Raw genomic sequence first — 12913 nt, forward strand, 5'->3', positions numbered from 1 at the left:
GAGAGCGCACGAGCAACCCTCATGCCGACCGCGGCGCGTGCAGCACCCGCATGGAGCCTCGCGCCGCGGCGGCCGAGCGTCCACGAACGAACGCCGCGGCGGGCGCGGCGTCACCACAACGCCATGGCCGCGCGCGACGCCACGGCGCTCGCGAGGTTCCGCGGGGCGCGCCGCCCCGACTCTTCGGCGCGCGCACGGCGGCTGCGCCATCCGACGAAGGGCGTTCGGCGCCGCATCCACGTCGCCCGGCCGTCCCGCAGGCGGGAGCTCGGTCCGCGTTGACACCGCACCGGGGGTCTTGCATGGTTCGAGGTCGTGACGGCCCCCGTCTCTTCGTCTGTCCGCGGTGCGCTCGCAGCCCTGCTGCTGTGCTTCGCCGTCGCACCCGCCTGGGCCGGTCCCTCCGCCGAGGAGCTCGCCAAGCAGTCGATCGCCGACTGCCTGGCCGGCCAGAAGACGAAGGACCGCGCCGGCAAGGTCGCGCTCTTCACCCGCGGCCAGGAGCTCGCCGAGAAGGCCATCGCCCTCGACGACGGCCTCGTCGACGCCCACTACGGCCGCTTCTGCAACCTCGGCGAGTCGCTCCGGGTCGACGGCGAGAAGATCACCTCGGTCTTCAAGCTGAAGGACCTGATGCGCGAGCTCGACAGGACGCTCGCGCTCGACCCGAACCACGTCGAGGCCCTGGCGACCAAGGGCGCCCTCCTGGTGCAGCTCCCGCGCCTCTTCGGCGGCGACGTGCCGAAGGGCGAGCAGATGCTGAAGAAGGTCGTCCACCTCGACGACAACGCCGTCAACTCGCGCATCGTCCTGGCCAAGGCGTGCAAGTGGCGCGGCGACACCGAAGAGGGCGTCGCCTACGCGCAGCGCGCGCTCCAGATCGCCAAGGACGAGGGCCGCACCGACAAGGTGGCCGAGGCGCAGGCCGTGCTCGCCGACCTCGGGGCCAAGCCCTAGCCCGCTCGCGCCGGCATGGGGGGGCTCTCGCCGGCGACGCGTGAGGCAGGCTTCGCGGCCCTGCCGCACGCCGATCTCGATCTGCTCGTCGTCGGCGGCGGCATCACCGGTGCCGGCATCGCGCGCGACGCCGCGCTGCGCGGGCTGTCGGTCGCGCTCGTCGAGGCGGTCGACTTCGCCGCCGGGACGTCGAGCCGCAGCTCCAAGCTAATCCACGGCGGCGTCCGCTACCTCCAGCAGGGCGACGTCGCGCTGGTGCGCGAGGCGGCGAGCGAGCGCGCCGTCCTGCGCCGTCTCGCCCCGCATCTCACGCAGCCGATCCTGATGGTGATGCCCACCTACGGGCGCGCCACCCAGATGAAGCTCCAGGCGGGGCTGTGGGCCTTCGACAAGATCGCGTCGGTCGGCAGGGACGAGCGCCACGAGATGTGGGACCGCGCGGCGGCGCTGCGCGAGGTGCCGTCGCTGGCGCCGGATCGCCTGTTCGGCGCCGCCGTCTTCGTCGAGTACCTCACCGACGACGCCCGTCTCGTGCTCGCCACCGTGCGCGGCGCCGCCGACGCCGGCGCGATCTGCGTCAACCACGCCGAGGTCACGGCCATCGACGGCGGCCGGGTCACGATCTGCGACGCCTTCGGCGAGCGCAGCGTGCAGGCCAGCGCGCGCGTCGTCGTCAACGCCGGCGGCCCGTGGGTGGACCAGGTCCGCCAGCGCGCCGGCACGCGCGGCACGCAGCGCCTGCAGCTGACGAAGGGCATCCATCTGGTCGTCGACCACGCGCGCCTGCCGATCGCGCACAGTGTGGTCATGACCGCGCGCGACAAGCGCTCGGTGTTCGCCATCCCGCGCGACGGCATCACCTACCTCGGCACGACCGACACGCTGTCGCCGTCGCCGGAGCTGCACCCGGGCGTCACGCGCGACGACGCCGACTATCTCCTCGAGGCCGCGAATCGCACCTTCGCAGGCCGCCCGCTCGAGCGTGCCGACGTGCTCGGCGCCTGGGCCGGGCTGCGGCCGCTGCTCGCCGAGGAGGGCAAGGCGCCGTCGGAGATCTCGCGCAAGGACGAGATCATGACCGACCCGAGCGGGCTGGTGTCGATCGCCGGCGGCAAGCTGACGACGTACCGCAAGATGGCCCGCCGCATCGTCGACCTGGTCTGCGAGAAGCTCGGCAAGCGGGACCTGCGCTCGCGCAGCCGGGACGTGCCGCTGCCCGGCGGCGAGCCCGGCAGCGTCGCCGACGCGGCGGCGCTGGCCGCACGCCTCCCCGCGCTCGGCCGCGAGGGCGCGGAGCGCCTGTGGCGTCTGCACGGCAGCGGCTGCGACGCGCTGCTCGCCCGCATCGCCGCCGACCCGCGCGCGGGCGAGCCGATTCCCGGCCTGCCCGGCGTGCTGCGCGCCGAGATCGAGCACGCGCTCGACGCCGAGCTGGCGCTGACGCTCGAAGACGTGCTCGAGCGCCGCACGCGCGCGCTGCTCTTCGATCGCCGGCAAGGCCTCGACGGCGTGGAAGCGGTCGCGGCGATCGCCGCGGATCGCCTGGGATGGAACGCCGCGCGCACCGCGGCCGAGATCGACGGCTACCGCCGCCTGGCGGACGGCCTGCGGAGCTTCCGATGAGCGACATCGCACGCGCCCTCACCGACGTCCTCGGCCCCGATCGCGTCTCCACCGACGCCGCCGTCATCGCCGCGCACCGCAAGGACTACTGGGTCCTGGCGCACCTGCGGGAGCGCCGCGGCGAGCTCGGGCCGCCGCCCGCGTGCGTGGTCACGGCGCAGTCGACCGCCGACGTCTCGACGACCCTGCGCACGGCGCAGCGGCACGGGGTGCCGGTGGTGCCGTTCGGCGGCGCCTCGGGCGTGCTCGGCGGCGCGGTGCCGCCGGGGGGCACGATCGTCCTCGACCTGACGGCGATGGACCGTCACCTCGAGCTGAACGAGACCGCGCTCTACTCCGTCGCGCAGGCCGGGCTCCTCGGCGGCGAGTACGAGAAGCTCCTCGCGGCGCGCGGCTACACCACCGGCCACTATCCGCAGTCGATCGACCGCGCCAGCGTCGGCGGCCTCGTCGCCACGCGCTCGGCGGGCCAGTTCTCGACCAAGTACGGCAACATCGAGGACCTGCTCCTCGGGCTCGAGGTGGTGCTGGCGAGCGGCGAGATCGTGCGCCTCGGGCCGATCGTGCCGCGCGCGGCGGCGGGGCCGTCGCTGCGCGAGCTCTTCCTCGGCAGCGAGGGCGCGCTCGGCGTCATCACCGAGGTCACGCAGCGCGTGTATCCGCTGCCCGAGACGCGGGTCACCGACTGCTTCCCGTTCCCCTCGATGGCCGCGGGGCTCGACGCGATCCGCCGCATCCTGCGCGTCGGCTGGCGGCCCGCCGTGCTGCGGCTCTACGACGGGCTCGAGTCGGGACGGAACTTCGCGTCGGCGGGCCTCACCGACGGCAGCTGCGCGCTGCTCGTCGTGTCGGAGGGGCCGGCGGCGCTGGTCGCCGCCGAGATGGCCGCCGTCGCCGCGATCGCCGGCACGAAGGGCTACGGCGCCGCGCCCGGCGAGCACTGGCTCGGGCATCGCAACATGGTGCCGTCGTGGGACTTCTTCCTCGACAAGGAGATCGTCGTCGACACCATCGAGATCGCGGCGACCTGGGACCGCCTGCCGCAGCTCTACGACGGCGTCATCGCCTCGCTGAACACCGTCCCCGGCATCCTCGCCGCGAGCGCCCACACCTCGCACGGCTACCCCGAGGGCACGAACCTCTACATCACCTTCGCGCTCAAGCCCGACGACTGGGCCCGTGCCGAGGATATCTACCTCGACGCCTGGGGCCGCGTGATGCAGACGACGCTCGCGGGCGGCGGCACGATCGCGCACCACCACGGGGTCGGCCGCCTGCGCGTGCCGTGGCTCGAGAAGGAGCTGGGCACCGCCTATCCGATCCTGCGGGCGCTCAAGCGCGCGCTCGATCCCGCCGGCATCCTGAACCCGGGCACGCTGCTCGGCGCGGGCTCGTGACCGCGGCGGGCGGGGTCGTGCGGCCGGCACGCCGCCCCGCCGGCTGGCGCGCGCCCGGGCCTGCGCCCGCGGCGCCCGACGATCCCGTCTGCTGGCCGTCCGCCGGCGAGGATCTCTGCGCGCTCGCCGGCGACTGGCGCATCCTCCAGCTGCGTCGCGGCCACCGCTGGTCGCTCGACGATCTCGCGACCGCGTGGCTCGCCGCCGAGGTCGCGACGCCCCGGCGCCACGCCGACCTCGGCTGCGGCATCGGCACGGTGCTGCTGCTCCTCGCCTGGCGCTTCCCGCAGGCGTACGGCGTCGGCGTGGAGGCGCAGGCGGTGAGCGTCGGGCTCGCGCGCCGCTCGATCGCGTGGAACGGCGTCGCCGACCGCTGCCGCGTGGTCGGCGGCGACCTGCGCAACCCGGCCGTCCTCGCCGGTGCGGCGTCGTTCGACCTCGTCACGGCGACGCCGCCGTACCTGCCGCCCGGCACCGCGCACGAGTCGGCGCGGCCGCAGTGGGGGCCGTGCCACGTCGAGCAGCGCGGCGGCATCGAGGACTACGCCCGCGCCGCCGCGCACCTGCTGGCACCGGACGGCTGGTTCGTCACCTGCGCGGGCGGGACGCAGGACGGGCGCGTCGACGCCGCGGCGCACGCCGCCGGCCTCGTCGTCGTGTGCCGGCGGGCGGTCGTGCCGCGCGCGGGCAAGTCGCCGCTCCTCGCCGTGCACGCGCTCCGCCGCCGCGCCGCCGCGGACGGCCCGCCCGCGGTCGAAGCGCCGCTCGTCGTGCGCGACCACGCCGGCCGCTGGACCGACGGCTATCGCGCCGTGCGCCGCGCCTTCGGCATGCCGGACCGGCCGCCCGCCGGCTGACCGGAGGCACGGCCGAGCTCGGCGATCTCGGCCGCGAACGCCTCGCGCACGCTCGGCTGCCCCGGCAGCGCCGCGCGCGGCGCGACGCAGCCGATGGCGCGTGCGTGCGGCTGCACGGTGACGCGTACCCGGCCGCGGACGACGTCGAGCATGAGCGGCCAATGCCGGCACGCCGCCGGCTTCACCGCGGCGACCTCGCGACCGGTGCGCAGCGCCAGCGTGTGGATCGAGCACAGGGCGCGACGCCGCGTGCGCAGCAGGAACGGACACGCGCCGTGGTCGTCGCTCTCGATCACCCAGCCGGGCGGATCGGGCACGAAGACGCTCGCGTAGCCGTCGGCGTCGCGCAGCGACGGCTTCAGCGCGGCGAGCTCGTCCATGAGCGCGTCGATGACGCGTACCTCGCGTCGCGACGCCTCGACCACGAGCCCGACGCAGCAGGTGCGGTCGCGCGGACAGCCGTCGGGATGGCAACGGTACGCGAGACGGTCGAGCTCCGGATCGACGAGCAACGCGGGCAGGCGGGAGGGACGGCGCGGCGACGGCACGGGTGCGCGCCGTCTACAGCGGCATGCGCCGCGCCGCCAGCGATCGTGAACCGCGGCGCCGGCGCGCAGTTGGCCGGCGGGCGGCCGCGGGCTATGAACCGGCGCCGGGTGCCCTCCCCTCCCGTCACCGTCGGCATCGACGCCGGCGCCACCCTCACGAAGATCGTGCGCCGCGACGCCGCGACACACGTCGCGCGCGTACCGTCGTCCGACCTCGCCGCCGTCCGGGCCCAGATCGCAGCGTGGGAGCCCGCGCGCGTCGGCGTGACCGGCGGCGGCGCCGCGCGGCTCGGCGCCGCGCTGGACGGCCTGGCGCTGCACCCCGTCGGCGAGTTCGACGCCTGGGCGGCGGGGGCGGGGCTGGCCGCGGGCGCCGAGGGCACGACCCTGCCCGCGCGCTACCTCCTCGCCTCGCTCGGCACCGGCACGTCCGTGCTGCACCTCGGCGACGGCCCGGTCGCGCGTGCCGGCGGAACGGCGTTGGGCGGCGGGACCGTCCTCGGGCTGGGACGCCTGCTGCTCGGCGAGTCGGACTTCGCCCGCATCGCCGCCCTCGCCGCCGCCGGCGACCGGCGCCGCGTCGACCTGCTGGTCGGGGACGTCTACCAGGACACCGCCAGCCCCCTCCTGCGCGAGCTGACCGCGGCGAGCTTCGCGAAGGCCGGGGCCGCGCCGCGACGCGAGGACCTCGCGCACGCGCTCATGGGCCTCGTCGGCGAGAACGTCGCGCTCGTGTGCGGCGGGCTCGCCCGCGCCGCCGGCATCGAGACGATCGTGTTCGGCGGCTCGACGCTCGACGGCAACCTCGCGCTCGCCACCATCGTCGGCGGCATCACGACGCTCTTCGGGCATCGGCCCGTCTTCCTGCGTGAGGGCGCGTTCTGCGGCGCGCTCGGCGCAGCCGCGCTGGCGGCGGAGGACGCATGATCCGCGCCGTCCTCGGCCTCGCCCTCCTCTGCGCCGCGACCCTCGCCGCCGCGCAGACGCCGCCGACCACGCCGCCCGCGACCACGACGACCGTCGCGCCGGCGCCGCCGCCGACCGCACCCGCGCCCGCGCCGATCGGATCAGCCGCGCCGCCGACGGCGGCCCCGGCCAGCGCGCCGCCGGTGCTCGACCCCGCGCCCCTGCGGGTCGGCGTCATCGAAGCGCCGCCCTTCGCCTACCTGGACTCCGACGGCACCTGGACCGGGCTCGCGGTCGTGCTCTGGCGCGTCGTCGCCGGCGAGATCGAGCGCAAGTGGGACTGGGTGGCGATCGACACGTCGGAGGCCTACGCGCAGCTCGCCGACGGGCGGCTCGACGTGGCGCTCGGGCCGGTCGCGATCACCGCCGAGCGCGCCCGGACGGTCGACTTCTCGGCGCCGTTCCTGAGCGGCGAGCTCGGCGTGACGGTGGTGCGGGGCGACGGGCTCGACGTCTTCACGGCCGCGCGCCGCATCTTCACGCGCCACCTCTTCGTCATCCTTCTCGGGGTCAGCGTCTCCATCGTGATCGCCGGCGCCTGCATGTGGATGTTCGAGCGGCGCAGCAACGCGCAGCACTTCGGGGGCCGGGCCTACGAGGGGATCGGCGCGGGCATCTGGTGGGCCGCGGTCACCATGACCACGGTCGGCTACGGCGACACGCTCCCACACACGCGCGGCGGACGCGTGATCGCGCTCGTCTGGATGTTCATCAGCATCGTCGTGATCTCGCTGTTCACCGCCAGCGTGGTGTCGATGGTGACGCTCGCGAACATGCGCTCGCACATCGAGAGCGTCGAAGACCTCCGGCGCATGCACCTCGGCGCGGTCGACGGCGGGACGGGGCAGAACTTCCTGCGCCACCACCAGATCACGGCGCGGACGTACCCGACCATCGAGGCGGCGCTGCAGGCGGTCGCCGACGGCGAGGTCGACGCGGTCGTGGGCCAGGTGCCGGTGATGCGCTGGCTGGTGCGCCGGCAGTGGTCGGAGCAGCTGCTCGTGACGGCGCCGTTCCTGGAGCAGGAGTTCTACGCCCTCGCGCTGGCGCCGCGCGACGACCTGCGCAGGACGGTGAACGGCGCGCTGCTGAAGGTGATCGAGACCGACGACTGGCGCGCCGTGCGCGAGCGCTACCTCGGGCACTGATCCCGCCGCCACTGCCGGGCGACCACGCGCACGCCCCGCGCGCGCCAGAACCGCGCCGCCGCGACGTTGCCGGCGTGCACGTGCAGGGTCACGTGCCGGTAGCCGATCGCGCCGGCCCAGCCGAGCGCCTCGGCGAGCAGCGCGGCGGCCACGCCACGGCCGCGTGCGGCGGGTGCGACGACGAGATCGGGCACGTGGATCGCGTCGGCGGGCGCGTGCAGCGGCGAGACGACCGTGCCCGGAGGTTGCAGCACCACCATGCCGAGCGCGACGCCGTCGACGAGCGCGAGCCACACGCCGGTACGCAGGTCGGCGAGGCGCACGCGCTGTCGGGCGCGCTCGGCCCCGGCGTCGGGCACGCCGAGCGACGCGTGCTCGGCGCGCAGCATGGCCGCCAGCCCGAGCACGGCCTCGAGGTCCTCCGCGCCCGCCTGGCGGATCGCCAGCCCGGGTGCGCGGTCGCCGAGCGCGAGCGGCAGCCGCGCGACGCCGACGTCCAGCAGCGGCTCGAAGCCCACGGCGGCGACCGCGGCGTTGCCCGCCGCGTCGTGGACGCCGACCTGTACGTGCCGCTCGCCGGCGTCGTCCCACGCCGCGAGCAGCGCCGCGAGCGCCGCAGAGTCCGTCGCCGCATGGGCCGTGGCGGCTACGAACGTCGCGGGCGGCCGCCCCGGTCCGGCGAGGGCCGGCGCGACGACGAGGAGCCCCGCCACGACGCCGTCGATCTCTGCCACCCGCCCGACGGCGCCGCGCCAGGCGAGCGTCGCCTCGACCAGCGCCCGGGCGCGGCCGTCGTCCGCCGGACCGGCAGGCAAGAGCGGCTCCGCGCGCCGCTCGGTCGCGTGCCGCGCCGCGAGCAGCCGCGCGACCGGCGCGACGTCGGCGGGAGCGATCGGGCGCACGCGGACCGTCATCGGCACGGCAGGGCATAGCCCCGCCGTGCGCCCCCGGCGAGCACCGGACGGCACCCCGCTCCGACGGCTCGCCCGGCGACGGCTGCGTCGGGGACCTGGGCGTGCTTTGTGTCGGCGATGCGATCGCGATGGGGACTCGTCGTCAAGGTGCTGGCCACCGCCGCCGCCGCGCTGATCCTGGGCGTCGGCTCCGCACTGCGCACCGTGCGCGCCCAGGTCGAGGCGCACGCGCTCGCCAACGGCCCCTGGCGCACCAGCGCCGACATCGGCGCCGCGAGCGCCGATCCGTCGCTGCGGGCGGTCGTGGCGCTCACCGGGCTGCTGGCCCTGAACCGCAGCGAGACCGTCTACTACACCGCGACCACGGACGAGGCCGGCGCGCCGCTGCGCTCCGGATGCCGCTATCGCATCGAGGGTACGGATCCGCCCGCGCGCTGGTGGTCGATCACCGCCTACGCCGCCGACAGCTACCTGATTCCCAACCCGCAGCACGCTTACTCGGTCGACCGCACGCGCGCCGAGCGCGCACCCGACGGCCGCTTCACGATCCGCGTCGGCGGCGCGCCGGCGCCGGCGAACTGGATCGCGACCGGGCCGCCGGGCGAGCCCATCTCGCTCACCTTGCGCCTCTACCAGCCGGACGCGAGCGTGGCCGACGACCTCGTCGGGACGCCGCTGCCGGCGATCCACGCCGAGGGCTGCGCGTGAGGCGCGCGCTGCCCTGGATCCTCGCCGCGCTGGTCGGCGCGGCCGTCGTCCACACGCTCACCATCCGGCTCCTGCCGTGGGCGATCATGCGCTACACCATGCGGATCATGGCGCACGCGGGCGGCCCGAACCACGCCGTGCACCCGCCGCGTGTCGACGCGACCGCGCGCGCCGTCGTGCGGCCGAGCCCCGACCTGCTCTACTCCGCGTGCACGTTCGACGTGTCCGGCGGGCCCGTACACGTGACCGCCGAGGTCCCGCGCGACACCTACTGGTCGATCTCGATGTTCGCCGCCGACACGGACAACTTCTTCGTCCTGAGCGACCGCCAGGCGAACGGCGACCGCGTCGACGTCGTGGTCGCCGCGCCCGGCGCCGCCGTGACGCTACCGCCGGGCGCGGTGCGCGTCGACGTGCCCACCACCCGCGGGGTGATCCTCGAGCGCACGCTGGTGATCGACGAGGCACGCCTGCCGGAGCTCGACGCGGTCCGCCGCCGCTTCACCTGCGCGCCGCTGGCGTGAGCCGCGGCCGCCGCGCGGCGCGACGCCGAGGTGGTCGCTCAGTACCGTGCCGCCGCCCGAGCCTGCCGGCGCGGCGGCCGGCAGGCGAAGCTCGCCGCGGCGTCGATGCTGCCGCGCCGGTCCCAGCGCGCCACCTCGGGCCACGGGCACAGTGGACGCGTGCGGTCGACGACGCCGTCCGTGGCGTGGGACGCCACCAGCCGCGCCGGCGCCGTGCCCTGCTCCACCCACGCCTCGAGCGCGCCGATCGCGTCGAAGCTGTTCGGACCGGGACCGCCGGCACAGTGCTGCATCCCCGGCGCGAGGAAGAGCCGCGCGAAGGCACGCGTGCGCTTGCGGCCGCCCATGCGCCGCACCATCCGCTGCCAGTACTCGACGGTCGCCGTCGCCGGGATCGCGGAGTCGCTCCAGCCGTGGAACGCGAGCAGCCGGCCGCCCCGGGCGCGGAACGCGCGCAGGTCGGGATCGACCGCATCCATCACCGGACCGAGCTTCGCCTCGGTGCGGGCGACGTCGCGGTCGAAATCGAACCGGCGCCAGTCCCAGGTCGCGTCCTCGAACACGAGGAAGCGGAAGAAGGCGTCCTGGATGAAGTGCGCGATGCCGGGCAGCTCGCCGACCAGCCACGTCTCCCACCCCCCGATGCTCGGCTCGCTGATCGGGCCGGGCTCGTCCCCGCTGCCCAGCTCGCCGCCGGGCGGATAGCCGGGATAGATGCGACGTCCCTTCGACGTACGCGGGCCGTCGTAGAGCTTCGCGAGCGCGGCGATCTGCGCGTCGGTGAGACAGGCGTCGGTCTCGGCGCCGGCGCAGCGCAGCACCTGCGGCTGGAAGCGGCAGCGCAGCGGGTCGGACACGAGGCCGTCGGTCAGGCCGTCGCGGGCGTCGCACCGTGCGAGCACCGCGGCGGCGAGCGCCGGGACCTTCGCGCCCGGGATGCGGCTCGCCGGGTCGTCGTGCACCGCCTGCGACACCCAGTTGCCGAGCGACGTCAGGCGCGTCATGTGCGCCGCCGGCGCGCCGGCGACGATGCCGTCGAAGTCGTCGGGATAGCGCTGCGCCGCGACCAGCGCCTGACGTCCGCCGGTGGAGCAGCCGGCGAAGTAGCTCCGGGCGGGCGCGGTGCCGTAGTACGCGGCGACGAGCGCCTTCGCGACGACGGTCGTCACGTGGATCGCGCGGTGGCCGAAGTCCTCGACCAGGTCGGGGCGGCCGACGGCCCAGGCGCCCTCGATGGGACTGCCCACGTGCCCCGTATCGGTGCTCGCGCTGGCGTAGCCACGCTCCACCGCCTTCGTCATCGCGGGCAGGTTGAGGTAGCCGGCGAGCGCGCCGTTGCCGACACCGAGGTACTTGCCGTTCCACGCGTCGGGCAGCCACACCTGGAACTGCACCTGCGGCGCGATCACGCCGGCGACGCGGCAATGGGCGGTACCCGCGGGACGCTCGGCCGCCGTGATCGTCGTGTCCGGCAGCACGAGCATGGCCAGCGCCTCGCACGACGCCGCGTGCGCCGCCGGCACGGCGGCGAGACCGAGGAGAAGCGTCGTCAGACGGATCGGGAGTCGTCGCATGCCGGTCGATTCCTCGCCGATGCGGGCGCGTCGGCGCAAGTCAACGCGTCAGCAGCATGCAGCCCGCGATCGGGCCGCCGCCGTTCGCGACCGCGACGACCTCGCAGTCGGCCACCTGCCGCGGCCCGGCCTCGCCGCGCAGCTGGCGCACGGCTTCGGCGAGGAAGCCGAAGCCGTGGAGGCGGCCGCCGGAGAGCTGGCCGCCCCAGGTGTTGAACGGGAGCGCACCGCCGAGGGACAGCGTGTCGCCCTCGACGAAGCGGCCGCCCTCGCCGTGCGGGCAGAAGCCGAGCGCCTCGATCCAGGCGAGGGCGAGGAAGCTGAAGCCGTCATAGAGCTGCGCGCAGTCGACGTCGGCCGGCCGGAGCTCCGTGCGCGTCCACAGCTGTGCGGCGGCGTCGCGCGCGGCCATGGTCGTCAGGTCCTGCCACTGGTCCCAGCTGGGGCGCGAGCGCATGGCGGTGCCGACGGCGTTCACGCGCACCGCCGGCTTCGGAAGGTCGCGCGCGACGTCGGCGTGCGACACGACGAGCGCCGTCGAGCCGTCGCAGGGCGCGTCGCAGTCGAAGAGCCCGAACGGCCAGCTGACCAGGCGGGCGGCGAGGTAATCGTCGAGCGACATCGGGTCGCGATAGATCGCGTCGGGGTTCCATCCGGCGTGCCGGCGCGCGGTGGTGGCGATCTGCGCCAGCTGCTCGCGCGTGGTGCCGAACTCGTGCATGTGGCGCACGCACATCGCCGCGATCCAGTTCGCCGCCGACATCGCGCCGTAGGGGATCAGGTACTGGCCGAAGCCGGGGATCTCGCGCGAGCCCGCGCCGATGCCGCGGCGGCCCATGCCCGCGGCCGCGCTCGCCTCGCTGACGGTGCGGTAGACGAGCACGTGGCGCGCGAGGCCGGCCGCGACGGCGAGCGTCGCCGCGATCACCGCGCCGAGCTGCCCCGGCACCTCGATGCCGCCGTGGTGCCACGTGCACGAGAGGCCGAGCGCGTCCTGCACGTCGATCACGCCCGGTCCCGCGAAGCCGGCGGGCCCCGCGACCATCGCGCCCGGGTACGACGCGATGCCGTCGATCGCGTCGGGCTCGAGCCCCGCGTCGGCGATCGCGCGCAGCGCGGCCTCGACGGTGAGATCCATGTCGGTGCGCATGAGGCGGCGGCCGATCGCCGACTGGCCGACGCCGGCGATGATCGCGCGCCGCTCGAGGCGCTCGGCTTCCCCGATCCGGCGCAGCGGATGCGCCGCGACCCGAGCCGTGTCGGTGACCAGCGGCACGTGCGTCGGCGGCGGCGTGACCGGCTCGTCGGCCGGCGCGAACACGGGCAGCGCGACCTCGTCGGACGCCTCGCGGAAGCGCACGCGCACGGGCATGCCGACGTAGACGTCCTCGGGTGCGCAGTCGACGACGTTGCTCGTGAGACGCAGGTTCTCCTGCTCGACGAGCGCGACGACCGCGACCACGTACGGCACCTCGAGCCCGGGCATCCAGACCTGATGGTTGATCGTATAGGTCCACACGACGCCGTCGCCCGAGAGCACCTCGGGCCGCACGTCGCGGCCGCGGCAGCGCGCGCACACCGGGCGCGCGGGATGGATCCACCAGCCGCACGTCTGGCAGCGCGCCATCTCGAGGCGCCCCGCGCGGGCGGCGCGCCAGTAGAATTCGCTGTCGGGCTCGAGGGCGGGCAGCGGCATG

At 75.5% G+C, this 12913-nt stretch carries 12 protein-coding genes; 8 read left to right on the forward strand and 4 right to left on the reverse strand.

Annotated elements, in window-relative coordinates:
- Positions 1 to 315 precede the first annotated feature (315 nt).
- Genes KIT14_00235 through KIT14_00250 form a run of 4 tightly spaced genes read left to right on the forward strand, consistent with a single transcriptional unit; the run spans position 316 to position 4834 of the window.
- Positions 316 to 957 (forward strand): hypothetical protein, encoded by a 642-nt coding sequence (locus tag KIT14_00235; GenBank protein MCW5888956.1) that lies wholly within the window; start codon positions 316 to 318, stop codon positions 955 to 957.
- A gap of 15 nt (positions 958 to 972) precedes the next feature.
- Positions 973 to 2580, forward strand: a complete 1608-nt coding sequence (locus tag KIT14_00240) for a glycerol-3-phosphate dehydrogenase/oxidase (protein MCW5888957.1) — start codon at positions 973 to 975, stop codon at positions 2578 to 2580.
- The gene (locus KIT14_00245; GenBank protein ID MCW5888958.1) at positions 2577 to 3977 is read left to right on the forward strand and encodes an FAD-binding oxidoreductase; all 1401 of its coding nucleotides are present in this window, start codon (positions 2577 to 2579) and stop codon (positions 3975 to 3977) included. The genes KIT14_00240 and KIT14_00245 overlap by 4 nt, the downstream gene beginning before the upstream one ends.
- Positions 3974 to 4834, forward strand: a complete 861-nt coding sequence (locus KIT14_00250; protein MCW5888959.1) for a methyltransferase — start codon at positions 3974 to 3976, stop codon at positions 4832 to 4834. Before KIT14_00245 ends, KIT14_00250 begins: the two co-directional genes overlap by 4 nt.
- On the opposite strand, the gene KIT14_00255 is transcribed toward KIT14_00250, so the two are convergent.
- Entirely contained in the window at positions 4780 to 5382 is a 603-nt protein-coding gene (locus KIT14_00255) for a hypothetical protein (GenBank protein MCW5888960.1), read from the reverse strand. The two genes, KIT14_00250 and KIT14_00255, sit on opposite strands and share 55 nt — an antisense overlap.
- Positions 5383 to 5490: 108 nt before the next feature.
- Between KIT14_00255 and KIT14_00260 the strand changes: the two genes are divergently transcribed.
- Together KIT14_00260 and KIT14_00265 are read left to right on the forward strand one after the other, a co-directional pair.
- Positions 5491 to 6309, forward strand: a complete 819-nt coding sequence (locus tag KIT14_00260; protein MCW5888961.1) for a hypothetical protein — start codon at positions 5491 to 5493, stop codon at positions 6307 to 6309.
- Positions 6306 to 7496: a transporter substrate-binding domain-containing protein gene (locus tag KIT14_00265; protein MCW5888962.1), complete on the forward strand. Its 1191-nt coding sequence runs from the start codon at positions 6306 to 6308 to the stop codon at positions 7494 to 7496. Before KIT14_00260 ends, KIT14_00265 begins: the two co-directional genes overlap by 4 nt.
- Here KIT14_00265 and KIT14_00270 read toward each other — a convergent pair.
- Positions 7481 to 8410: a GNAT family N-acetyltransferase gene (locus KIT14_00270; protein MCW5888963.1), complete on the reverse strand. Its 930-nt coding sequence runs from the start codon at positions 8408 to 8410 to the stop codon at positions 7481 to 7483. The two genes, KIT14_00265 and KIT14_00270, sit on opposite strands and share 16 nt — an antisense overlap.
- 117 nt (positions 8411 to 8527) lie before the next feature.
- Here KIT14_00270 and KIT14_00275 point away from each other — a divergent pair, with 117 nt between their 5' ends.
- Both KIT14_00275 and KIT14_00280 read left to right on the forward strand, forming a co-directional pair.
- Entirely contained in the window at positions 8528 to 9118 is a 591-nt protein-coding gene (locus KIT14_00275) for a DUF1214 domain-containing protein (protein MCW5888964.1), read from the forward strand.
- Entirely contained in the window at positions 9115 to 9642 is a 528-nt protein-coding gene (locus KIT14_00280) for a DUF1254 domain-containing protein (GenBank protein ID MCW5888965.1), read from the forward strand. The genes KIT14_00275 and KIT14_00280 overlap by 4 nt, the downstream gene beginning before the upstream one ends.
- Positions 9643 to 9680: 38 nt before the next feature.
- Here the strand turns inward: KIT14_00280 and KIT14_00285 are convergent, their stop codons facing one another.
- Entirely contained in the window at positions 9681 to 11216 is a 1536-nt protein-coding gene (locus KIT14_00285) for a tannase/feruloyl esterase family alpha/beta hydrolase (protein MCW5888966.1), read from the reverse strand.
- 40 nt (positions 11217 to 11256) lie between these two features.
- Positions 11257 to 12912, reverse strand: coding sequence for an OB-fold domain-containing protein (locus KIT14_00290; GenBank protein ID MCW5888967.1), 1656 nt, complete (start codon positions 12910 to 12912; stop codon positions 11257 to 11259).
- Position 12913: the final 1 nt, after the last annotated feature.

It is taken from the genome of bacterium, from assembly GCA_026129405.1.
In the GTDB taxonomy this organism is placed as follows: domain Bacteria; phylum Desulfobacterota; class Binatia; order DP-6; family DP-6; genus JAHCID01.